Origin of the sequence: Ferrimonas balearica DSM 9799, assembly GCF_000148645.1 — a bacterium.
GTDB lineage: Bacteria > Pseudomonadota > Gammaproteobacteria > Enterobacterales > Shewanellaceae > Ferrimonas > Ferrimonas balearica.
Genome location: NC_014541.1, coordinates 2839340 through 2860918, shown reverse-complemented (window position 1 = coordinate 2860918; position 21579 = coordinate 2839340). Strand labels below are relative to the sequence as shown.

Sequence of the window (21579 nt, the reverse complement as noted above, 5' to 3'; positions counted from 1 at the left end):
GCCGACGAGTTGCCGGTCGATCTGGACGAGGACGCCTACCTCGACTGAGCCCAACCGTCTCAAACGAAAAACCGCGGTCAGTATGGCCGCGGTTTTTTGTTGTCTGTTGACTCACCTGTGACAGGAAATGCGTTCTGCCTGCGGGGTTTACAAGCGGTTCAGCCTTGGGGACACTGAGTGCCCTCGTGCCAAAGGAGTGCCTGATGAGAACCCTGCTGTCCCTGAGTTTGTGCTGTCTGTCCCTGGTTTTGCCCGCCTGGGGCGCGGCCGAGCCTGAAGCGCCTACGGGATTCCTCAGTCGCCCCGAAGTCACCGCCGCCCACTATATGGCCGCCACCGCCAATCCCCATGCCACCGAAGCGGCCCGTGCCGTACTCGCCGAGGGGGGCAGTGCCGTCGACGCCGCCATTGCCGCCCAGATGGTCTTGACCCTGACCGAGCCGCAATCCTCGGGCATTGGCGGCGGATTATTTATGGTGTTCTGGGATAACGAGGCTGGCAAGCTGGTGACGCTGGATGGCCGTGAAACGGCGCCGGCGTCGGCACACCCAAATCTGTTTCTGGATAAGGACGGTCACCCCGCCGGTTTTATGGATGCGGTGGTCGGGGGGCGCTCAGTCGGGGTGCCCGGCGTGGTTGCCGCCCTGTATGAGGCGCACCAGCGTTATGGCAAGTTGCCCTGGGCCCGACTGTTGCAGCCCGCCATTACCCTGGCAGAGCAGGGCTTTGAGGTGTCGCCCCGGCTGGCCGCTTTGCTGGCACGGCAACTCAATCCGGGGTTACTGCGTCCGGGTCCGGCACGGGACTATTTCTATCCGGGGGGGAAACCGCTGACGGCGGGAACCCGCCTGCTGAACCCGGAGCTGGCCACCACCCTGCGCCGGGTCGCCGCCCAGGGGCCGGACGGCTTCTACCGTGGCCCGGTGGCCGAGGCGATGGTGGCCGCCATTAACCGGGATGCCAGTCATCCGGGCGGACTCAGCCTGGCGGATCTGGCCGATTACCGACCCCAGTGGCGGGCACCGGTATGTGTGCCCTATCGCCAATTTGAGGTGTGTGGCATGGGGCCGCCCAGCTCGGGGGCCGTAACGGTGGGGCAGATCCTCGGCCTGTTGGCGGTGGACAATGTGGCCAGCATGGCACCGAATGGCATCGAGTTTATTCATCGCTTTGCTCAGGCTTCCCGGTTGGCTTACGCTGACCGCAATCATTACCTGGCGGACAGTGACTTTGTTGCGGTCCCGGTGGAGGGGCTGTTGGATCCCGCCTATCTGGCCCAGCGCCGGGCCTTAATGCCACCGCAGCGGGATGGCGGCAGTGCCAGTGCCGGAACGTTTGCGCCGATGCCGGGCCCCGATGCCACCGAGGCGCTGCCCTCTACCAGTCATATGGTGATGGCGGACCGGGAGGGCAACCTGCTCAGCCTGACCAGCAGCATCGAGATGGGGTTTGGCTCCAGCGTAATGAGCGGTGGCTTTTTGTTGAATAATCAGCTGACCGACTTCTCACGACACCCCGGGCCCGCAGGGCAACCCGCCGCCAACCGGGTGGAAGCGGGTAAGCGCCCCCGCTCCTCAATGGCGCCCACCATCGTTATGGGGCCGCAAGGGCACCCGGTACTGGCCATCGGTTCCCCCGGCGGCAGCCGCATCATCAGTTATGTGGCGCAAACCACCATGGCCATTCTGGACTGGCAGATGCCGCTGGCTGAAGCGATGGCGCTGCCCCGGGTCAGTCATCGCAATGATTACCTTGCGCTGGAGGCCGGGCAGGCGTGGGACCAGGTTGTCCCGGCGCTTGAGGCTCGTGGTTACCGGGTGAAGCAGGTACCGCTCAACAGTGGGGTGCAGGTGATCCAAAAGACCCCCACCGGTTGGGTGGGGGCCGCAGATCCGCGTCGGGAAGGGATCGCCAGCGGCGGCTGAATCAGCCGTTGGTTTTGAACTTGTCGCTGTAGATGCGGGTAATGACCCACTGCTCGCCGCGGCGCTCCAGCCGCACTAGGCGGTCATCGCGGATCAGGCGATGGCCGCTGTGACCACTGAAGCGCACCAGCACCTCCACCTGATCGCTGTTGCGACGGAAAAAGTCGATATCCACCTCCGCCACTTCCAACTCCGCTTCATCCAGCGGCAGCCCCACCATATTGCGCTGGATCTGGCTGGCGATGCGGTAGTGGCCCATGACCTCTCTTAAGTCGTCTGCCACCAGTGTCATGGCGGTTTGCGCATCATTCTGGTTGTACAGAGCATCAAAGAACGTCAACGCCACGTTCTCTGGCCGCTGAGCGTCGTGGCGGGGATTGCAGCCGCTGATCAGGGAGGCCGCCAACACGGCGAGTGCGATCGTTTTTATCATGGTTTGTCGCTTTATCGGGCTTTGAACGGCGTATCGGCAGAGGCGTCCACAAGTTGAGGGATCGCATTGGCTTGATCGTGATCAAGCGGAAGTGTTAATCAAATGTGATTAACTGGTGGTATTGCAGATCAGGGTAGGGCAGGGAAGTGGAATTAACACGGGTATTGAGAACCTTGCTGGGCAGTGTCCGGGATCTGCTGCCGATTGTGTTGGTGGTCGGCTTTTTTCAACTGGTGGTGTTGGGGCAGCCGCTGCCCCGTCTGGACACCATACTGATTGGTCTTGCGCTGGTAGTGGCGGGCCTCACTCTGTTCGTTTACGGCCTCGAGCTGGCGCTGTTCCCCCTTGGAGAGTCACTGGCCAGGGCATTCGCCCGGCGAGGCTCGCTGTTCTGGTTGCTGAGCTTTGCCTTTCTGCTGGGGTTTGGTACCACGGTGGCGGAACCGGCATTGATCGCGGTATCAGAAGAAGCGGCAGAGGTGGCTGCTGAGGCAGGCATTATTGCGCTGGCGCCTGACGCTCAGGCCGAATACGCCGACCATCTCCGGCTCACCGTCGCCCTCTCGGTCGGGATCGCCATCCTGTTGGGGGTGCTGCGCATCCTGCTGGGGTGGCCGCTGCATCGCATCATCATCGGCGGATACCTGCTGGTGATGGTGCTGACCCTCTTTGCGCCGGCTGACATCATCGGGATCGCCTACGACTCGGGTGGTGTCACCACCTCCACCATTACCGTCCCACTGGTGACCGCACTGGGTGTGGGCCTGGCCACCAGTCTGGAGGGGCGCAATCCGCTGCTGGATGGCTTTGGCCTGATCGCCTTCGCGTCTCTGCTGCCCATCATCTTTGTTCTGGCCTTTGGGATTCTGCGTCCATGGATTGGTTAACCGCACTCTGGCAAACCCTGGTGGATACCCTGGGCGATGTGGTGCCCATCGTTGCGGTGCTGTTTGGGTTTCAGCTGGGCGTTCTGCGCCAGCGTATCAGCCAATGGCGTCCTCTGCTGTTGGGGCTGGGGTGCGTCATCCTCGGTCTGGCGCTGTTTCTGGTGGGGCTGGAACAGGCGCTGTTTCCTCTCGGCGAACTGATGGCCGCGCAGTTAACGGCGCCGGAGTTTCTGCCCGGTAATGGGGCCTGGTGGCATTATTACTGGGTCTACCTGTTTGCTTTTGCGGTGGGGTTTGCCACCACCATTGCCGAGCCCTCACTGATTGCCGTGGCGATGAAAGCCAGCGAAGTCAGTGGTAATGCCATCCACCCATGGGGGCTGCGCATCGCCGTTGCACTGGGGGTGGCGCTCGGCATTGCGCTGGGCAGCTATCGCATCGTCGTGGGCGACCCGCTGCACTGGTACATCCTGGGGGGGTATCTTGTGGTGGTGGTGCAGACCCGATTTGCCCCACAGATGATCATCCCGCTGGCTTATGACTCGGGTGGCGTCACCACCTCAACGGTCACGGTGCCACTGGTGGCGGCACTGGGCCTCGGCCTGGCCAGCGCCATTCCCGGCCGCAGCCCTCTGCTGGACGGCTTCGGGCTGATCGCTTTTGCCAGTTTGTTCCCTATTATCACGGTGATGGGTTATGCCCAGCTCACCCTCTGGCTTCACCAACGTAATCAAAGGACGAGGTGACCCATGCGTTTTAAATTGATCGTGGCCTTTGTGGATGACCGCGAGTCACAAAAGCTGGTGGACGCTGCCCGGGAGGCCGGGGCGACCGGCGTTACCCTGATCAACAATGCCCGGGGGGAAGGGCTGAAACCCCGCAAAACCTTCTTTGGCCTGAACCTGGAGCTGCAGCGGGATGTGCTGCTGTTCGTGGTTGAGGAGCATCTGGCCCGCCACATTCTGGAAACCATCTCCCGGGTGGGGGAGTTTGACCATACACCGGGCACCGGCATCGCCCTGCAGCTGGATGTGGAAGATGTGGTTGGGGTGGCCCATCAGATAGAGAGCTTGAGCGACAAACTGGAGGACAAACTATGAGCGCGCCCAAGGTAACAGTGCAGCAGGTGATGACCCATCGATTTGTGGCGTTGGATGGCATTGCCACCGTGGCAGAGGGGGTTAGGCAGCTGCGGGAAGCGGGCGCGGACGCGCTGATCATCAACAAGCGGGATAGCCACGATGAGTATGGTCTGGTGTTGCTGTCGGACATCGGTAAGCAGGTGGTGGCGCGGGACCGGGCGGCGGACCGAGTAAACCTCTACGAGGTGATGACGAAACCGGTGGTGTCGGTCTCGCCGCAGATGGACATCCGTTATTGCGCGCGGCTGTTCGAACGCTTCTCCATTAATCAGGCACCGGTGGAGGAAGCGGGGGCCATCGTCGGTTTGGTCAGCTACCGTGATCTGGTATTAAGGGGACTGGAGTAGGTTATCCACAAATTCTGTGGAAAAGCCTGTTAAAAGCGCAGCTGAGTGACACTAAATGGCTATTTTCCGGGGGCTTTTGGGGTGGGTTATTTTTGCGTCAGTTTCCGTTCAGGCGCCCAGAAATGGTGCAATGAGTGACGATTTTCGGGATTAGCCTGAGCAGACATCCCAGATATGCCATTGTTTCAGTGATCACAACACAACCGTAGGGTTATCCACAGCTTCCGTTTGACCGATCGTCGGATGCTGGTTAAAAAAAAGCCCGCCGAAATGGCGGGCTTTTTTGTTGACCGGGGATCAGGCGTTAGCCTGAATCGCGGTCAGCGCGATGGTGTAGACGATGTCTTCAACCAGAGCGCCGCGGGACAGATCGTTCACCGGCTTGCGCATGCCTTGCAGCATCGGACCGATGGAGATCAGGTCAGCGGAACGCTGTACCGCTTTGTAGGTGGTGTTACCGGTGTTCAGGTCAGGGAACACGAACACGGTGGCTTTACCGGCTACCGGGCTGTTCGGTGCTTTGGACGCCGCCACATTCGGCATCACCGCAGCGTCGTACTGCAGCGGACCATCGATCATCAGGTCAGGACGTTTTTCCTGAGCGATGCGGGTCGCTTCGCGCACTTTCTCTACGTCGGCACCGGCGCCGGAGCTGCCAGTGGAGTAGGAGATCATGGCAACACGCGGCTCGATGCCAAAGGCCTGGGCAGAGTCGGCGGACTGGATGGCGATCTCAGCCAGCTGCTCGGCGTTCGGGTCCGGGTTGATGGCACAGTCGCCGTACACCAGAACCTGGTCAGGCAGCAGCATAAAGAACACGGAGGACACCAGAGAGGAACCCGGGGCGGTCTTGATCAGCTGCAGCGGCGGACGAATGGTGTTGGCGGTGGTGTTCACAGCACCGGAAACCAGGCCATCCACTTCGTCCTGAGCCAGCATCATGGTACCCAGTACCACGGTGTCCTGCAGTTGCTCGCGAGCCACAACTTCAGTCAGGCCCTTGCTCTTACGCAGTTCCACCATCGGCGCCACGTAGTTCTCGATCACCTCAGCCGGGTTCACGATCTCGATGCCGTCACCCAGGGTCACGCCCTGCTGTTCGGCGACGCGACGGATCTCGTCCGGGTTACCCAGCAGCACACACTTGGCGATGCCACGCTCGGCACAGATGGCCGCCGCTTTCACAGTACGCGGCTCGTCACCTTCCGGCAGAACAACGCGCTTGGCAGCCTGGCGGGCCAGCTCGGTCAGCTGGTAACGGAAGGCCGGCGGGCTCAGGCGACGCTCACGGGTGGAGCTGTCAGACAGGCTCTCGATGAACTTGCGATCGATGTGAGAGGCAACAAAGTTCTGCACCTCTTCGATGCGCTCCATGTCATCCAGCGGCACTTCGTGGTTGAAGTTCTGGATGTTCAGGGCGGTTTGCCAGGTGTTGGTGTCTACCACCAGTACCGGCAGGCCAGTGTCGAACGCTTGCTGACACAGGCGGGAAACGCGCTCGTCCAGCTCGTAGCCACCGGTCAGCAGCAGGGCACCCAGCTTCATGCCGTTCATGGCTGCCAGACACACGGAGACGACGACGTCTTCACGGTCAGCGGAGGTCACCAGCAGGGAGTCGGCTTGCAGGTGGCCAATCATGTTGGGGATGGAGCGGGCACAGAAGCTGACGCGACGCAGGCGACGGGTGTGCATATCACCGGCGTTAACCAGGCGGGCACCCAGGTGCTTGGCCAGGTCGGAGGCACGCGGAGAGACCAGCGCCAGGTTGTAGGGAATGGCACCCAGAATCGGCACCGGGCTGTTGGCGGACAGCTGGAACATCTCTGCCTGGCTGCCACGTACCACGCCTTCGTGCTCGAACACTTCAGACAGGTCCGGACGGGCACGGCCGCGCTCGTCTACCGGTGCGCCAATCTTGTTCACGATGGCACCCAGGATGCGCTTGTTGCCCTTGCCGCCGAAGTTGTTTACGGCCACTTCCAGACGGTTCTGTACCTGGGCAGCGGTGTCCGCACCCGGGTTGATTACCAGCACGATATCGGCGTCCAGCGCCTTGGCGATGTTGGCGTTGAGGGTGTTGGAGAAGGGGTGAGTGCGGGTCGGAACCAGACCTTCAACCACCATCACTTCGGTGTCGGCTTCTACCGGCTTAACCGCAGCAACGATCTCTTCCAGCAGCACGTCGGTGTCGCCAGCGCTGATCACGCGCTCGGCAAACTCCATGGCGATCGGCTCTGGCGGATTGATGGTCGGAGAGGTGCTCAGGATGGTGGTAGAGCGCTCCGGACCCATGTCGCCCGGACGTTGCTGGGCGATGGGTTTGAAGAAGTTCACCTTAACGCCCTGACGCTCCAGAGCGCGAACCATACCCATGCTGACAGAAGTCAGGCCGACGCCGGTACCAACCGGAACCAACATAATAGAACGGGACATAGCTTTCCTCGCGAAATAATGAATTCGGGCCCCGCGGTTGCGGAGCCCGAGGACTCGAGAGTGTTAGATCAGGGCCAGCGCGTCGGAGGCGATGACAAACTCTTCGTTGGTCGGAATCACCATGGCAATCGGGCTGCCGTCTTTGGTGATGGTGCCCTCGTTGCCGAAGCGGGCAGCGGCGTTCTTCTCGTCGTCAACTTCGTAACCGAAGATGGCCAGGTGCTCCAGAACCTTCTTACGGATCAGGTCGGAGTTTTCGCCGATGCCGCCGGTGAAGATGATGGCGTCAACGCGCTTCAGCGGTACGGTGTAGGAAGCCACGTACTTGGCCAGACGGTAGCAGAACACTTCCAGAGCCAGGGTGCAGCCTTTCTGGCCGTCAGCGTAACCCTCTTCGATGCCGCGGCAGTCGTTGGTCACTTCGGACAGACCCAGCAGACCGGACTGCTTGTTCAGCATGTTGTTCACTTCTTCCAGGGTGTAGCCCAGGTTGTCTACCAGGTGGAAGATGATGGCCGGGTCCAGGTCACCAGAACGGGTGCCCATTACGATGCCTTCCAGCGGGGTCAGACCCATGGAGGTATCAACGGATTTGCCGCCGCGTACTGCGGTGACAGAACCACCGTTGCCCAGGTGGCAGGTGATCACGTTGGTGGCTTCGACTTCCTGGCCCAGAACCTTGGCGGCTTCGCGGGAAACGTACAGGTGGCTGGTGCCGTGCATGCCGTAGCGACGGATGCCGTGCTCACGGTACAGTTTCTGCGGGATGGCGTAGGAGTACGCTTCAGCCGGCATGGACTGGTGGAAAGCGGTGTCGAATACGGCAACCTGCGGCAGGCCGGTGAAAGAGGCTTGGGCTGCGCGAATGCCGATCAGGGCAGCCGGGTTGTGCAGCGGGGCCAGAGAGGCGCACTCTTCGATGCCGTGTACCACTTCATCGGTGATCAGCATGGAGCGGGTGTATTTCTCGCCGCCATGTACAACGCGGTGGCCCACAGCAACCAGCTGCTCAGCCAGTTCCGGCTTCTTAGCCAGAATGGTGTTGACCATGAAATCCAGGGCTTCGCGGTGGGCAGCGCCGGCGCCCAGGTCCGCTTGGTCCTTGTTACCGTCCAATTTCCACTTGATGCGGGCGTCTACCAGGTTAAAGCACTCGGCCAGACCGGACAGATGCTCGTCACCGGTTTGGGCATCGATGACAGCGAATTTCAGAGAGGAACTGCCACAGTTGAGAACCAGTACAAGTTTGCTCATTTTATCAACACCTAAGCAATGAGATGATGGGTGACCAACACTCGCAATGAGTCCCAGTCCCCCAGGGATCCTGACAAAGTTTACAGTATAGCCGGGGCCTATTTGCGGGCCATGTCACGAACTGACGATCCGTTGCGATTGTCGCTTTGCCAAGTTCTCCGGCTAGGTCTGACCATTTTACCCAATTACACAGCCGGTTGAATTGTGCTACCGTCAGGGAGATGGTTGAACTGTGATTGGTATCACTAACAAATTGGTATTAAGCCGATGAAGTGGATGACTCGACTGCGCCAAGGCAGTGGCTACATGAAAATTTGGCCATTAAACCGGGCATTGGCAGCCTATTTTCCCGAATACCGGGTGATCCGGGCGACGCGTATGGCGATCACCTGGATGCCGGTTGTCGCGGGTGTCAGTCTGACGCTCCAGCTGTCTCAGCTGGGCACAGAGATTTTGCCCCTGGCTTTGGCACAGGCGGCGCTGATTTTGAGTCTGCCCCTGCAGGGGTTGTATTGGCTGGGATGGCGTTCGGAGCAACCGCTGCCCCTGCCATTGGTCCAGTGGTGTACGGAGGTACGTGAAAAATTGCTGGCCGCCGGTTGCGATGTTGCGCCGTTTGCGCCACATTCAACCTATCGACACATGGCGAGTCTGTTAAACCGAGCGTACGAACGCCTCGACACCGCCTTTTGGCGTGAACTCTAAGGCCGCCGTGTCGTGACCCGACGCCGCCCCATGATGGGCGGCGTTTTTTATGGGCGCTATTTGGGGCCGGTCAGGTATTCCCGCTCATTCCAGGTGGCCAGCCAGTCGGGCTTGTAGACCACCATCATGGTGGTGGAGAAGCCGTTGAGCATCGCCTCGGGGAACACAAACAGCGGGATCAGGATCAGGTAATTGTCGACCACCAGATGCCAGTCATACTGGCCGGTGTACCACAGTCCCAATCCGGTGGTGCGGATGATAAAGGTGAGCAGGCCATTGAAGAAGGCGCCGACAAACACGTAGATCCAGAGGTTGCGGGGCATCAGGTTGTGGCACAGGGTCAGCCAGCCAAAACTGGCCAGTACCGGCAGGGCGATGCCGAGCCAGAACAGTCCCGCGGCATTGCCCCAGACATCCACCCCCGCCACCAGCAAAATCCCCTGCGCCACCGAGGCCAGCACCAGCGCCGAACGCCAGCCAAACATCAGGGTCATCACGGTCAGGCCGAGAAAGTGCAGATCCAGTCCTTCATAGATGCCCGCGCGGATGCGCCACAGCGCCAGCAAGGCCAGAGTGCAGAGTGCCGCGAGGTTAAGGTAGCGCCAGTCACGCCAGCGTTGAGCCAGTGCACTGGTTTTCAATGCCCACAGGAAGAACAGCAGAAAGGCGAGGCAGAGCAGCAGGTTCAAAACTCATCCAGGTTGAGACAATGTGAATAACATAATTGTCGCCTGTGAATGGGGCTCTGGAAAGGGCGGGGCAAAAACTTCCGGTTGGATGGCGAAAAAAAAGCCAGCGCGAGGCTGGCTTTCCTGATCAGTACATGGCGTTTAAACCGTGGGCCACGAAGATTGCTTTAAGGCGCTCCATGGTCTCTTTCGGCGGCGGTTTTACGCCGTCGAGGGGGTAGGTTTCCCCCAGGGCTTCCCACTTGTGCTTGCCCAGTTCGTGATAGGGCAGCATCTCCACCTTCTCGACGTTTTTCATCGGCGCCAGGAACTCAGCCAGTTTTTCGGCGGAGGCGTCGTCGTCGGTAAAGCCCGGTACGATAACGTAGCGGATCCAGGTTTTCTGGCCGCGCTTGGCCAGGTGCTGGGCAAACTCCAGCGGACGCTTGTTGGATACGCCCACCAGGTTCTGGTGGATGCTGTCGTCCATCTGCTTGATGTCCAGCATCACCAGGTCGGTAACGTCGAGCATCTCGTCGACCACCGGAGTGTACTTGCGGATCAGGCCGTTGGTGTCGAGGCAGGTGTGGATCCCCTCCGCTTTACAGGCGGTGAACCACTCCTTGACGAAATCCATCTGCAGAACCGCTTCGCCACCGCTGGCGGTTACCCCACCACCGCTGGCTTCGAAAAAGTGACGGTAGCTGACCAGCTGCTCCATCAGCTGAGGCACGGTGACCTCTTTGCCGCCTTCCAGGTCCCAGGTGTCACGGTTGTGGCAGTACTGGCAACGCATCAGGCAGCCTTGCAAAAAGGCGATAAAGCGGATACCCGGGCCATCAACGGTGCCGCAGGTTTCCCAGGAATGTACGCGTCCGATGACGCCCATAATCCTCTCCCACTTAATAAAGAAAAGGGCCCGCCGCGAATGCGGGCAGGCCCCTAGTTTAGCGTGAGACGCCCGGTGCTTACATGGACTGGGTGAAAGTCCGGGTAATCACGTCTTGCTGCTGTTCCGGAGTCAGCGCGTTGAAGCGCACGGCGTAGCCAGACACACGGATGGTCAGCTGCGGGTACTTCTCAGGGTGCTTAACCGCATCTTCCAGCATGTCACGGTTCATCACGTTAACGTTCAGGTGCTGACCGCCTTCGCGAGACTCGGTGTGCTTGAAGTAACCGTCCATTAGGGCAGCCAGGTTAGCGCGACGACCGGTGTCGTCTTTACCCAGGGCACCCGGTACGATGGAGAAGGTGTAGGAGATACCGTCTTTGGCGTGAGCAAACGGCAGTTTGGCCACGGAGGTCAGAGACGCTACTGCACCAGACTCGTCACGACCGTGCATCGGGTTGGCACCCGGAGCAAACGGTTGACCAGCACGACGGCCGTCCGGAGTGTTACCGGTTTTCTTGCCGTATACCACGTTGGAGGTGATGGTCAGTACGGACTGAGTCGGAACCGCGTTACGGTAAGTCTTCAGAGAACGGATCTTGTTCATGAAGCTTTCAACCAGTTCGCAGGCGATGTCGTCTACGCGCGGGTCGTTGTTACCGAATTTCGGGTAGTCACCCTCGATCTCGAAGTCAGTGGCGATGCCATTTTCGTCGCGAACGGCTTTCACTTTGGCGTACTTGATGGCAGCCAGAGAGTCAGCGGTGATGGACAGACCTGCAATACCACACGCCATGGTACGAGTAACGTCACGATCGTGCAGCGCCATCAGGGCCGCTTCGTAGCTGTACTTGTCGTGCATGTAGTGGATGGTGTTCAGCGCGGTCACGTACTGTTTGGCCAGCCAGTCCATAAAGGTGTCCAGCTTGGCGTAAACGGTGTCGTAATCCAGAACGTCATCGGTGATGGCGTCCATCTTCGGACCGACCTGAGCCTTGGACTTCTCGTCCACACCGCCGTTGATTGCGTACAGCAGGGTCTTGGCCAGGTTGGCACGAGCGCCGAAGAACTGCATGTGCTTACCGATAACCATCGGGGATACACAGCAGGCGATGCCGTAGTCGTCAGACTCGAAGTCCGGACGCATCAGGTCGTCGTTCTCGTACTGGATGGAGGAGGTGTCGATGGACACTTTGGCGCAGTAGCGCTTGAAGCCATCCGGCAGGTTCTCAGACCACAGTACGGTGATGTTCGGCTCCGGAGACGGACCCATGGTGTACTGGGTGTTCAGGAAGCGGAAAGAGGTTTTGGACACCAGCGGGCGGCCGTCCAGACCCATACCACCGACAGATTCGGTTGCCCAGATCGGGTCGCCGGAGAACAGCTCATCGTACTCCGGGGTACGCAGGAAGCGAACCATACGCAGCTTCATTACGAAGTGGTCGATCATCTCCTGAGCTTGCTCTTCGGTGATGATACCGGCTTGCAGATCACGCTCGATGTACACGTCCAGGAAGGTGGACACACGGCCCAGGGACATGGCAGCACCGTTCTGAGACTTCACTGCAGCCAGGTAGCCGAAGTAGGTCCACTGGATCGCTTCTTGAGCGTTCTTGGCCGGGCCAGAGATGTCGTAGCCGTACTTGGCAGCCATGGTCTTCATTTGACCCAGGGCGCGGTGCTGCTCAGCGATCTCTTCACGCAGACGGATAACGTCTTCCAGCTCAACGCCGTTTTCCATGTCCGCTTGCAGGGAGTGGAACTGCGCCAGCTTGTCCTTCATCAGGAAGTCGATGCCGTACAGGGCAACGCGACGGTAGTCACCGATGATACGGCCACGGCCGTAGGCATCCGGCAGACCGGTCAGAACGCCGGACTTACGGCAAGCCAGAATTTCCGGGGTGTAAACGTCGAATACGCCAGCGTTGTGGGTCTTGCGGTACTCGGAGTAGATCTTGGAGATCTGCGGGTCCAGCTCGCGGTTGTACGCTTTGCAGGAACCTTCCACCATGCGGATGCCGCCATTGGGGATGATGGCACGCTTCAGCGGAGCGTCAGTCTGCAGACCAACGATGGTCTCCAGATCTTTATTGATGTAACCCGCATCGTGAGCGGTGATGGTGGACACCAGATCGGTGTCGAAATCGACCGGAGCGTGGGTGCTGTTCTCGATGCGGATGCCTTCCATCACTTTGGCCCACAGGGCGTCGGTGGCTTCGGTGGCACCAGCCAGGAAGGACTCATCACCCGCGTAAGGGGTGTAGTTCTTCTGGATAAAGTCCCGTACGTTGACTTCAGTTTTCCAGTCGCCGGCGGCAAAGCCGTTCCAGGCTTGGGCAAACACTTCGGTGTTATCAGTCATGACAGTTACCTTCACGTTAGGATCCGAAATAATTCGGTTGTGGCCGCAAGGCGCGGCCGGAAAGGGTCATGTCCGGGCCAGAGATGGCCAGGGCAAAGCACGGCTTCTGCACAGCAGAAACCGAGGAAAGAAAAGGGGAGAGTGCGTCGACAGGAGAGAGGGACCCAAAAACGGCACGCATCAACCGGGCCGGGGAGGCCAGGGTGGAAAGCCGGGAGTGGAACAAATGGGTCTTTTGGGTCATGGAGCCAGGTCCGTCGTCGCAAAAGTGCATTCGATAGCGAAGTATATCGCCGCTGTCGGTATGGTGCGTGATCCTTCGCACTGAATTTGCCGCGTTCGCATCGAACGCTGTTTCCTGGCTACCAAAGGCCTGTTCAAGAGGCCATTTAATTGGTCATACCAAATAACATGGCTAGAGCGTAACACAGGGTATAAAACCTGTATTGCAACCGGTGGTGAAATTGCAGGCAGCTCAGCATTTCCATGGAAACTGTGATGGGCCTCATGCAAATCGCGGGTTGCCAGTGATCGGGATCGCCATTTGGAACAGGGAATGAACGACCTTACCCCCGCCGGGAGCCCGATCCACCGCTCAGCATACAAATGGTAATACCATTTGGCCCTCAGGGGCAAAATCTTGGCAATTGCCACTGGATTGCTTAGGATCGCCCCCTTTCCCATTGGCTACTCGATGGAACCGTTCCGATGATGGATAACAAGCTGGCCGGTCGGCTGGCGGCGGCAGCCCTGGTGCTGACCCTGCTGTACTTTGTTTTGTGGCTCTGTGGGCCGCTGTTTTTTGCCAACGCTGGCCTGTGGCTGGGATTGCCCGCCTGGTTCTGGCTCTCTTGCGTTGCTGCCCCAGTCGTATTGTTGATACTGCTGTTTATCTGGATGGGAGGCACCCGTGGGTGATCTCTCTCTGTTGATCCCGATTCTGCTCTACCTGGTGGTGACCTTGGTGATTGCCCGGGTGGCAGCGGCCCGCCAAACTGGCGAGGGCGGCTTTACCCAGCGCTACTTCCTCGGTGGCCAGTTTATGGGGGGCACCCTGCTGGCGCTGGCATTGGTGACCACTTACACCAGCGCGTCCTCCTTTATTGGTGGCCCCGGTGCGGCCTACAAATTTGGCCTGGGTTGGGTGTTGCTGGCGATGGTGCAGGTGCCGGTGGCGATGCTGACCCTCGGCGTGCTGGGACCCAAGCTGTGGCGTTTGGCCAAAGAGAGCGGTGCCGTCACCATTCTGGATGTTCTGGAACAGCGCTATCGCAATGGCCCTTTGCTGGTGCTGGCGGGCGTCAGTCTGCTGGCGGCCTTTGTCGGCATGGTGGTGGTCCAGTTTACCGGTGGCGCCCGCTTGTTGTCGGTGATGACCGGCGTGGACTACACCGTGGCCCTGGCGATCTTTGTTGGCACGGTACTGCTCTACACCCTTTGGGGCGGCTTCCGGGCGGTCAGCTATACCGATGCGCTTCAGGGCCTGGTGATGATCTTCGGCATGATTGCGCTGTTTATCGGTTTGTTGGTGAAGGGGGGCGGTATGACGGCCCTGACCACCGAGCTGGCCGCGCAGGACCCAGGGCTGCTTCGGCCCCACGGCCCGGATGACTTTCTCTCCTGGCCCTTCCTGATGTCGTTCTGGGTGCTGGTTTGCCTGGGCACGTTGGGGCTGCCCCACACCGTACTGCGTACCATGGCGGTAAAAGACATGAGTGCACTGCGTCGCGCCATGGTGTTGGGCACCGCGGTCTCGGCGGTGGTGATCCTGCTGCCACACCTGAGTGGCGTATTGGGTCGCGCAATGTTGCCGGAGCTGGCCAGTCCCGATGAGGTGATGCCCACCCTGATGGTGACTCTGTTCCCGCCGATGCTGGCGGGCCTGTTGCTGGCCGCACCGATGGCGGCGGTGATGTCCTCGGTGGATTCCATGCTGCTGCAGGCCGGCTCGACGCTGGTGCGGGATCTGGTTCAGCGCCAGCGGCCCCTGTCCGAGTCGGCGCAGAAAGCGCTGAGCTACGGCAGCACCATTGGCCTCACCCTGCTGTGCGGTGTGTTGGCGCTGGACCCGCCGGATATGATTGTGTGGCTGAATCTGGCTTCACTGGGGGCGCTGCAGGTGGTGTTCCTGTGGCCGCTGGTGTTGGGCCTGTTCTGGCCCAGAGCCACCGCGACCGGCGCCATCGCGTCGATGCTGAGTGGTCTGGCCCTGTTCCTGTTCTGGACCTTCGCCGCCATTAAACCTCTGGGTCTGCACGCCATTGTGCCGTCGCTGGCCATCAGCGGCGTGGTGTTTGTGTTGTTCAGCCTGCGCCGGACCAACTGAGTATCAAACGGACATAAAAAAAAGCAGGCCAATGGCCTGCTTTTTTTGTGTTTCCCTTGCTGCTTAATGCATCAGGGTTTCCAGACGGTCGCGGATTTCGCGGCCGCGCTCAGTCAGGTAGGCACGCTTGATGCGGTAGTCCTGTTCATCCACACGCAGTTCCACCAGGCCCAGGCCGTTACGGCCAGAATGGACGCGGTCAGACAGCAGGCGGGCGTTGCGGCTGGCACTGGCCTGGGACATCTCGAAGCGCTCCTGCAGCTCCTTGATTGAACAGCCCTCTTCCTGACACACCTGCATAAACATCAGGCAAGTCTGGGGTGGGATCTCGCTGTACACTTCCCGGAAAATCTCCACACACTGCATGATCTTGGTCAATTGAGCGTGACTCATAATTATCTTTTTCCTTTGCTCAATGGATAAAAAGGGCTCAAAAAGCTCGAAAACCCGGTTACAGACTCCACAGAGCCGTACCAGACGGTTGATATTGATATCAGTAGCGCCTACATCCTTCCAGCGACAAGAAAGCAAAATATGATCGTGCGCACAGACAACTTCGGGACAAAACGATTGCTGATCTGAAACTTACAGAATCGTCTGTTTCGATGTTAATGCGTGTCGTGATCTGCTGTGAGTTAGTGACCGCTGCGAGGGAAATGTTGTTTCAGTGGGGGCTTTATTGAGCGCACATCACTCGCAAGTGACACTGATGACCGGGCAACGGCCCATTACAGACGTTGCTGAATTACAGAATGGCGGGATAGGGCGTAAGAAAGTAACAAGGGCTGCCGAGGCAGCCCTTATCGATCAGCGGATGGTTGTCCAGATCGGCGCGTGGTCTGAGGGCTTCTCGATGCCACGCAGCTCGTAGTCGACCCCAGCACTGTCCAGCCGCGCGGTGAGCGGAGCGGAGGTGAGGATCACGTCGATACGCAGACCCCGGTTGTCGTCGAACCCGCGGGAGCGGTAATCAAACCAGCTGTAGGTTTGCGCCTCTTCCGGATTCAGGTGACGGAAGCTGTCGGTCAGTCCCCAGTTCAGCAAGGTGGCCAGCCATTCGCGCTCTTCCGGCAGGAAGGAGCACTTGCCGGTCTTCAGCCAGCGTTTGGCATTGGGCTCGCCGATGCCGATATCCAGATCGGTGGGGCTGATGTTGATGTCGCCCATCACCACCACCTGCTCGTCTGCCTGACGGTGGGTGTTCAGGTGGCTCATCAGGTCCGCATAGAAGCGACGCTTGGCCGGGAACTTGGTTTCGTGGTCGCGGTTCTCGCCCTGGGGGAAGTAGCCGTTCAGCACGTGCACCGGTTGGCCGTTGGCGTCTGCCACGGTCACCATGATCATCCGACGCTGGGCGTCTTCTTCATCCGTGGCAAAGCCTTTTTGCACCGCCAGTGGCACCTGCTTGGTCAGCATCGCCACGCCGTAGTGGCCTTTCTGGCCATGGAACGCCACGTGGTAACCCATCGCTTCCACCGCTTCGAGCGGGAATTGCGGGTCATCCACCTTGGTTTCCTGCAGGCCGATCACGTCCGGCTGGTGCTTGTCGATCAGCGCCTGCAGCTGATGCAGACGTGCGCGCAATCCGTTGATGTTGAAGGAGACGAACTTCATCAGAACACTTTCTTGAACGGCTTGATCACGGACTTTTTGTAGACGCCTGCGTCGATGTACGGGTCGGCCGCGGCCCAGGCTTCGGCGTCTTCGAGAGAATCAAACTGCGCCACCACCAGAGAACCGGTAAAGCCAGCTGCACCCGGGTCTTCGCTGTCCACGGCCGGGAACGGGCCGGCAGTCATCAGACGGCCTTCATCCTGCAGCTGTTGCAGGCGGGCCAGGTGGGCGGGACGGGCGCCCAGGCGTTTTTCCAGGCTGTTTTCCACGTCGGTGGAGCAGATCATGTACCACATAGATGTCTTTTCCTGTTGGCTTGAGTGCGGATGACGATACCACGGCCATTGTCCGGCTCCAAGGCACAAAAAAGCCCGCCAATGGCGGGCCTTTTTTGAACGGAGAATCAGGCCGCAGCCGGAACCGCGTCGTTCTCTTCCACCGGGTTGTTTACCGGTTTGATGACCACGGCCAGAACGGCGGCAACGGCCAGCATCACGGCGGATACGGTGTAAGCGATGGCGTAGGAGCCGTAAGCGCCAGCCACGAAGCCGGCGATCACCGGACCGATAAAGCCGGACACGCCCCAGGCGGTGTACAGCACGCCGAAGTTGGAGCCGTAGTTCTTCAGGCCGTAGTAGTCCGCGGTGATGGACGGGAACACGGACAGCAGTGCGCCGTAACCGATACCGGCCAGGGCGGCGCCCAGGACAAAGCCCCACTCGGTGGTCAGGTTGGGGAACAGCAGCATATTGCCGCCCTGGATCAGGAACACCAGCAGCAGGGTCTGGGTGCGGCCCATCTTGTCAGACAGGATGCCCATTACGATGCGGCCCAGGGTGTTGAACACCGCCAGAACCACCACCAGGAAAGCGGCGTTGGCCACGTTGCCCTGCAGGGCAGCGATGCTGGTGATGTTGCCGATCAGCATCAGGCCGGCGGAGGAGGCGAAGCAGAACATCACCCACAGCATGTAGAACTGAGGGGTTTTCAGCATCTGGCGCCAGCTCATGTCGGCGTTGGCGGCGGACTTGGCTTTGCCGGCCAGGTTGGCGGGCGCTGCCGGGGTGTAGCCTGCCGGCGGGTTTACGATGGTGAACGCCAGCGGTACCGCGATCAGCAGGGCTGCACCACCGAGGAACAGGAAAGCGTTGTTGATGCCGTACTCACCGATCAGGTGGGTGGTCAGTGGGGCCAGGTACAGCGGAGCCATACCGAAACCACCAGCGATCAGGCCGTTGACCAGACCCTTCTTGGAAGGGTGGAACCACTTCATGGCGGACGGGCTCAGACAGGCGTAACCGAAGCCGATGCCCGCACCCACCAGTACGCCGAAGGTCAGAACCAGCATCAGCGGGGTGGTGGCGAAGGAGGAGAGCAGCAGGCCAGCCGCTACCATGGAGCAGCCCAGGATAACCATGCGGCGCGGACCCATGCGGTCTTGCAGTACGCCGGAGACCAGCAGGCTGGAGGCGAACACCAGCACGGCCACGGAGTAGGGCATACCGGCGTCAACGCTGGACCAGCCCAGCTCGGTTTGCAGCGCTTTGGAAAAGATACTCCAGGCGTACAGTACGCCCATGACAAGGTTGATGCAGACACCTGCAAGCAGGATCTTTACAGCACGATTCATCGGGTTACTCACTGAGCCCGGGGTCAGCAATGACGTGGGCTTGGGTTAATGGTCAGGCCAATATTTAGGGTCGCGTACTATAAAGAGCCGTTGTCGGGGGGGCCAGAGAGGGGAAGCGGTGCCGTGAGGTTTTTTCGCGTTTTGGTGGTGGGATCGTCTTTATCGGAGGATGACCGTGATCGGGATCACGCTACGGTCTGAGTGGTCAAAAACAAAACGGCCCCGCAGGGCCGTTGATGACATCCGTTTGCCTTACTTGGAGGACTGGTCCTCTTTGGGCAGATGTTTGTAGAGGTAAACGATGGTGGCGACGATAAAGGCCAGGGTCATCCCCATCAGGCCAAACACCTTGAAGTTTACCCAGGTCTCCTGAGGCAGGTTAAAGGCCACATAGAGATTGAGGCCGGCACAGAAGGTGAAGAACACCGCCCAGGCGTAGCTCAGGCCGGTCCAGATGCGGTCCGGCAGGGTGATCTCCTTGCCCAGCATCGACCGGATAACCGGTTTGCCCATCCATTGACTGATCAGCAGCACGGCGCTGAACAGGCCATAAACAATGGTGACTTTCCACTTAATGAAGGCGTCGTCGTGGAACAGGACGGTGGCGCCACCGAACACCAGCAGCAGGCCAAAGGTGACCAGATGCATCTTTTCCACTTTACGGTACAGCGCGTACATCAGGCCGAGCTGGACGCCGGTGGCCACCACGATGGCGCCGGTGGCCGCAAAGATGCCGTAAAACTTGTAGACGGCGAAGAACACCAACAGGGGCAGAAAATCGATCAGTTGCTTCATGGATTCTCAAAATGGAGTAGGCAATTGAGTGAGAGTGTACTCAAGGAGGCGCGGTTTGTCTGTGATTGGCTGAACAGGCTGGGTCAGGTTTCAGCTTGAGTACAACAACGCCGCCCCGGACGGTGCCAATGAAAGCGGCACCGGGGCGGCGTGTTTTGGACGGGTACGAGATTAGCGGGTGGCCGCTTTCATCCCTTGCACAAAGTCGGTCAGGGCCTGGGTCAGAGCGGCGCGGTCATGCTGGTGCTGGGCAATCAGCTTGACCACCGCAGAGCCGGAGATGGCCCCGGCGGCGCCAGCATCAATGGCACTCTTCACCTGGCTCGGCTCGGCGATGCCAAAGCCCAGTACCGCTGGCGGCGCACCAAAACGCTTGAGGGCCTCCAGCAGGTGGTCCACCGGCATGCCGGCGGCGGTTTCGGTGCCGGTCACCCCTGCGCGGGACAGCAGGTAGGTGTAACCCTGGCCCGCTTCGGCCACCGCTTGCAGGGTGGCGTCGTCGGCATTGGGCGGGGCGATAAAGATCGGCGCCACGCCGTGGGCTTTGGCGGCTTCAATAAAGGGCGTAGCTTCCTGCACCGGCACATCGGCCACCAGCACCGAATCCACCCCCACTTCGGCACAACGGCGGTAGAAGGTGTCCAGTCCCGGCGAAAACACCAGGTTGGCGTACACCAGCAGGCCGATGGGCAGGTCCGGGTGACGCTGGCGGATCTGGGCCAGAATCTCAAAGCAGTGGCCCGGAGTGGTGCCGGCGTTCAGGGCACGGATATTGGCGTCCTGAATGGTGGGGCCATCGGCGGCGGGGTCAGAGAAGGGGAAGCCCAGCTCCAACGCGTCGGCGCCGCCGGCGATCAGGGCTTCAATCACCGCCAGGCTGTCACCGGGGTTGGGATCGCCCAGGGTCACAAACGGCACAAAGGCGCCTTCGCCGCGCGCGGACAGGGTATCAAACAGGCGTTGGTAGCGGCTCATAGCTTGCCTTCCTTCTCCAGAATATCGTGAACAGTAAAGATGTCTTTGTCGCCGCGGCCGGACAGGTTCACCACCAGCAGCGTCTCTTCGGTGGCCTGCTCAGCCATCTTGTAGGCGTGGGCCAGGGCGTGGGCGGATTCCAGCGCCGGGATGATCCCCTCAGTGCGGGCCAGACGCTGGAACGCTTCCAGTGCTTCGTCATCGGTGATGGACGGGTACTGGGCACGACCGGTGGCGGCCAGATGGGCGTGCTGCGGCCCGACGGACGGGAAGTCCAGACCGGCAGAGACCGAATAGGACTCTTCAATCTGACCGTGTTCGTTCTGCATCAGTGGCGCTTTCATACCAAAGAAGATGCCGAGCTTGCCGTGAGCCAGCGGTGCGCCGTGCTCACCAGACTCAATACCGTGGCCCGCCGGCTCAACGCCGATCAGCTTGACCGAGGTTTCCTCGATAAAGTCGGCGAACATGCCGATGGCATTGGAGCCACCGCCCACACAGGCGATAACGGCGTCCGGCAGGCGCCCCTCTTTTTGCAGGATCTGGGCCTTGGTTTCTTCACCGATCATGCGTTGGAACTCGCGCACAATGGTGGGGAAGGGGTGCGGGCCTGCGGCGGTGCCGAGCAGGTAGTGGGCCTTGTCGTAGTTGGCGCTCCAGTCACGCAGGGCCTCGTTACAGGCGTCTTTGAGGGTGGCGGAACCTGAGTGCACCGGAATCACCTCGGCACCCATCAGGCGCATCCGGAACACATTGGGGCTTTGACGCTCCACGTCTTTGGCGCCCATGTACACCCGGCACTTCAGGCCCAACAGGGCGCAGGCCAGGGCGCTGGCCACACCGTGCTGACCGGCGCCGGTTTCGGCGATGATCTCGTTTTTGCCCATGCGCTTGGCCAACAGGGCCTGACCCAGTACCTGGTTGGTCTTGTGGGCGCCGCCATGCAGCAGGTCTTCCCGCTTGAGGTAGATCTTCACCAGCGGGTTGGGGCTGAAGTTGCGGGTCAGGGTCAGGGCAGTGGGACGGCCGGCGTACTCTTTCAGCAGTCCGGTGAACTCGCGCTGAAAGTCGGGATCCTGTTGTGCCTCAACAAAGGCGGCTTCCAGCTGGTTAAGTGCCGGCACCAGGATCTGCGACACGTACTGGCCGCCAAATTCACCGAAGTAGGGGTTGAGAATGGTCATCTTGCTCTCT

At 60.1% G+C, this 21579-nt stretch carries 22 protein-coding genes; 8 read left to right on the top strand and 14 right to left on the bottom strand.

Going from position 1 to position 21579, the window contains the following annotated elements:
• The first annotated feature begins 203 nt into the window (after nt 1–203).
• Nucleotides 204–1925, top strand: a complete 1722-nt coding sequence (ggt, locus tag FBAL_RS13060; protein WP_013346069.1) for a gamma-glutamyltransferase — start codon at nt 204–206, stop codon at nt 1923–1925.
• Nucleotide 1926: 1 nt separating this feature from the next.
• On the opposite strand, the gene FBAL_RS13055 is transcribed toward ggt, so the two are convergent.
• Nucleotides 1927–2358: a hypothetical protein gene (locus FBAL_RS13055; RefSeq protein WP_013346068.1), complete on the bottom strand. Its 432-nt coding sequence runs from the start codon at nt 2356–2358 to the stop codon at nt 1927–1929.
• A 146-nt stretch (nt 2359–2504) separates the two neighbouring features.
• On the opposite strand from FBAL_RS13055, the gene FBAL_RS13050 reads away from it, so the two are divergent.
• From FBAL_RS13050 to FBAL_RS13035, 4 genes are read left to right on the top strand one after another with little or no spacing between them, the layout of a single operon-like run.
• Nucleotides 2505–3245, top strand: coding sequence for a DUF1538 domain-containing protein (locus FBAL_RS13050; protein ID WP_013346067.1), 741 nt, complete (start codon nt 2505–2507; stop codon nt 3243–3245).
• Complete coding sequence (locus FBAL_RS13045; protein WP_013346066.1) at nt 3233–3991, top strand: DUF1538 domain-containing protein; 759 nt, start codon at nt 3233–3235, stop codon at nt 3989–3991. The genes FBAL_RS13050 and FBAL_RS13045 overlap by 13 nt, the downstream gene beginning before the upstream one ends.
• 3 nt (nt 3992–3994) lie before the next feature.
• Nucleotides 3995–4345, top strand: a complete 351-nt coding sequence (locus FBAL_RS13040; RefSeq protein ID WP_013346065.1) for a P-II family nitrogen regulator — start codon at nt 3995–3997, stop codon at nt 4343–4345.
• Nucleotides 4342–4734 carry a CBS domain-containing protein gene (locus FBAL_RS13035; RefSeq protein WP_013346064.1) on the top strand — a complete coding sequence of 131 codons (393 nt, stop codon included), beginning with the start codon at nt 4342–4344 and terminating at the stop codon, nt 4732–4734. Before FBAL_RS13040 ends, FBAL_RS13035 begins: the two co-directional genes overlap by 4 nt.
• Nucleotides 4735–5031: 297 nt before the next feature.
• Here FBAL_RS13035 and pta read toward each other — a convergent pair whose 3' ends face one another.
• A complete protein-coding gene (pta, locus tag FBAL_RS13030; RefSeq protein WP_013346063.1) occupies nt 5032–7167 on the bottom strand; it encodes a phosphate acetyltransferase in 2136 nt (711 codons plus the stop codon).
• Nucleotides 7168–7230: 63 nt separating this feature from the next.
• Nucleotides 7231–8421: an acetate kinase gene (locus FBAL_RS13025; RefSeq protein WP_013346062.1), complete on the bottom strand. Its 1191-nt coding sequence runs from the start codon at nt 8419–8421 to the stop codon at nt 7231–7233.
• A gap of 267 nt (nt 8422–8688) precedes the next feature.
• Here FBAL_RS13025 and yfbV point away from each other — a divergent pair, with 267 nt between their 5' ends.
• Entirely contained in the window at nt 8689–9126 is a 438-nt protein-coding gene (gene yfbV, locus FBAL_RS13020; RefSeq protein WP_013346061.1) for a terminus macrodomain insulation protein YfbV, read from the top strand.
• 56 nt (nt 9127–9182) lie between these two features.
• Here the strand turns inward: yfbV and FBAL_RS13015 are convergent, their stop codons facing one another.
• The 4 genes from FBAL_RS13015 to FBAL_RS20295 all read right to left on the bottom strand — a co-directional run bounded on the left by FBAL_RS13015 (nt 9183) and on the right by FBAL_RS20295 (nt 13289).
• On the bottom strand, nt 9183–9815 hold the full coding sequence (locus FBAL_RS13015) for an energy-coupling factor ABC transporter permease (protein WP_013346060.1): 633 nt from the start codon (nt 9813–9815) through the stop codon (nt 9183–9185).
• A 127-nt stretch (nt 9816–9942) separates the two neighbouring features.
• The gene (pflA, locus tag FBAL_RS13010) at nt 9943–10683 is read right to left on the bottom strand and encodes a pyruvate formate lyase 1-activating protein (protein ID WP_013346059.1); all 741 of its coding nucleotides are present in this window, start codon (nt 10681–10683) and stop codon (nt 9943–9945) included.
• 79 nt (nt 10684–10762) lie between these two features.
• Nucleotides 10763–13045, bottom strand: coding sequence for a formate C-acetyltransferase (gene pflB, locus FBAL_RS13005; RefSeq protein WP_013346058.1), 2283 nt, complete (start codon nt 13043–13045; stop codon nt 10763–10765).
• 16 nt (nt 13046–13061) lie between these two features.
• Nucleotides 13062–13289 carry a hypothetical protein gene (locus tag FBAL_RS20295; protein ID WP_013346057.1) on the bottom strand — a complete coding sequence of 76 codons (228 nt, stop codon included), beginning with the start codon at nt 13287–13289 and terminating at the stop codon, nt 13062–13064.
• Between the two features lie 464 nt (nt 13290–13753).
• Between FBAL_RS20295 and FBAL_RS12995 the strand changes: the two genes are divergently transcribed.
• Nucleotides 13754–13963: a DUF997 family protein gene (locus tag FBAL_RS12995; RefSeq protein WP_013346056.1), complete on the top strand. Its 210-nt coding sequence runs from the start codon at nt 13754–13756 to the stop codon at nt 13961–13963.
• Nucleotides 13956–15371: a sodium/pantothenate symporter gene (gene panF, locus FBAL_RS12990; protein ID WP_013346055.1), complete on the top strand. Its 1416-nt coding sequence runs from the start codon at nt 13956–13958 to the stop codon at nt 15369–15371. The genes FBAL_RS12995 and panF overlap by 8 nt, the downstream gene beginning before the upstream one ends.
• Nucleotides 15372–15434: 63 nt before the next feature.
• Here panF and FBAL_RS12985 read toward each other — a convergent pair whose 3' ends face one another.
• The 7 genes from FBAL_RS12985 to trpB form a co-directional block, all read right to left on the bottom strand.
• Nucleotides 15435–15764 carry a helix-turn-helix domain-containing protein gene (locus FBAL_RS12985; RefSeq protein ID WP_013346054.1) on the bottom strand — a complete coding sequence of 110 codons (330 nt, stop codon included), beginning with the start codon at nt 15762–15764 and terminating at the stop codon, nt 15435–15437.
• 414 nt (nt 15765–16178) lie between these two features.
• The gene (gene xthA, locus FBAL_RS12980) at nt 16179–16985 is read right to left on the bottom strand and encodes an exodeoxyribonuclease III (protein ID WP_013346053.1); all 807 of its coding nucleotides are present in this window, start codon (nt 16983–16985) and stop codon (nt 16179–16181) included.
• Entirely contained in the window at nt 16985–17281 is a 297-nt protein-coding gene (locus tag FBAL_RS12975; protein ID WP_013346052.1) for a YciI family protein, read from the bottom strand. The genes xthA and FBAL_RS12975 overlap by 1 nt, the downstream gene beginning before the upstream one ends.
• A gap of 107 nt (nt 17282–17388) precedes the next feature.
• Nucleotides 17389–18615 (bottom strand): L-lactate MFS transporter, encoded by a 1227-nt coding sequence (locus tag FBAL_RS12970; RefSeq protein ID WP_013346051.1) that lies wholly within the window; start codon nt 18613–18615, stop codon nt 17389–17391.
• A 252-nt stretch (nt 18616–18867) separates the two neighbouring features.
• Nucleotides 18868–19410 carry a septation protein A gene (locus tag FBAL_RS12965; RefSeq protein ID WP_013346050.1) on the bottom strand — a complete coding sequence of 181 codons (543 nt, stop codon included), beginning with the start codon at nt 19408–19410 and terminating at the stop codon, nt 18868–18870.
• A gap of 171 nt (nt 19411–19581) precedes the next feature.
• Nucleotides 19582–20385, bottom strand: a complete 804-nt coding sequence (trpA, locus tag FBAL_RS12960) for a tryptophan synthase subunit alpha (RefSeq protein WP_013346049.1) — start codon at nt 20383–20385, stop codon at nt 19582–19584.
• On the bottom strand, nt 20382–21569 hold the full coding sequence (trpB, locus tag FBAL_RS12955; protein ID WP_013346048.1) for a tryptophan synthase subunit beta: 1188 nt from the start codon (nt 21567–21569) through the stop codon (nt 20382–20384). Before trpB ends, trpA begins: the two co-directional genes overlap by 4 nt.
• Nucleotides 21570–21579 lie beyond the last annotated feature (10 nt).

Excerpts from the sequence above, each read along its gene's own strand:
- FBAL_RS20295 (WP_013346057.1), bottom strand. The coding sequence starts at position 13,289 with ATGACCCAAAAGACCCATTTGTTCCACTCCCGGCTTTCCACCCTGGCC.
- pflA (WP_013346059.1), bottom strand. The coding sequence starts at position 10,683 with ATGGGCGTCATCGGACGCGTACATTCCTGGGAAACCTGCGGCACCGTT.
- FBAL_RS12970 (WP_013346051.1), bottom strand. The coding sequence starts at position 18,615 with ATGAATCGTGCTGTAAAGATCCTGCTTGCAGGTGTCTGCATCAACCTT.
- FBAL_RS13045 (WP_013346066.1), top strand. The coding sequence starts at position 3,233 with ATGGATTGGTTAACCGCACTCTGGCAAACCCTGGTGGATACCCTGGGC.
- FBAL_RS13025 (WP_013346062.1), bottom strand. The coding sequence starts at position 8,421 with ATGAGCAAACTTGTACTGGTTCTCAACTGTGGCAGTTCCTCTCTGAAA.
- xthA (WP_013346053.1), bottom strand. The coding sequence starts at position 16,985 with ATGAAGTTCGTCTCCTTCAACATCAACGGATTGCGCGCACGTCTGCAT.
- FBAL_RS12965 (WP_013346050.1), bottom strand. The coding sequence starts at position 19,410 with ATGAAGCAACTGATCGATTTTCTGCCCCTGTTGGTGTTCTTCGCCGTC.
- FBAL_RS12985 (WP_013346054.1), bottom strand. The coding sequence starts at position 15,764 with ATGAGTCACGCTCAATTGACCAAGATCATGCAGTGTGTGGAGATTTTC.
- FBAL_RS12995 (WP_013346056.1), top strand. The coding sequence starts at position 13,754 with ATGATGGATAACAAGCTGGCCGGTCGGCTGGCGGCGGCAGCCCTGGTG.
- pta (WP_013346063.1), bottom strand. The coding sequence starts at position 7,167 with ATGTCCCGTTCTATTATGTTGGTTCCGGTTGGTACCGGCGTCGGCCTG.
- FBAL_RS13055 (WP_013346068.1), bottom strand. The coding sequence starts at position 2,358 with ATGATAAAAACGATCGCACTCGCCGTGTTGGCGGCCTCCCTGATCAGC.
- yfbV (WP_013346061.1), top strand. The coding sequence starts at position 8,689 with ATGAAGTGGATGACTCGACTGCGCCAAGGCAGTGGCTACATGAAAATT.
- pflB (WP_013346058.1), bottom strand. The coding sequence starts at position 13,045 with ATGACTGATAACACCGAAGTGTTTGCCCAAGCCTGGAACGGCTTTGCC.
- ggt (WP_013346069.1), top strand. The coding sequence starts at position 204 with ATGAGAACCCTGCTGTCCCTGAGTTTGTGCTGTCTGTCCCTGGTTTTG.
- FBAL_RS12975 (WP_013346052.1), bottom strand. The coding sequence starts at position 17,281 with ATGTGGTACATGATCTGCTCCACCGACGTGGAAAACAGCCTGGAAAAA.
- trpA (WP_013346049.1), bottom strand. The coding sequence starts at position 20,385 with ATGAGCCGCTACCAACGCCTGTTTGATACCCTGTCCGCGCGCGGCGAA.
- trpB (WP_013346048.1), bottom strand. The coding sequence starts at position 21,569 with ATGACCATTCTCAACCCCTACTTCGGTGAATTTGGCGGCCAGTACGTG.
- FBAL_RS13040 (WP_013346065.1), top strand. The coding sequence starts at position 3,995 with ATGCGTTTTAAATTGATCGTGGCCTTTGTGGATGACCGCGAGTCACAA.
- FBAL_RS13035 (WP_013346064.1), top strand. The coding sequence starts at position 4,342 with ATGAGCGCGCCCAAGGTAACAGTGCAGCAGGTGATGACCCATCGATTT.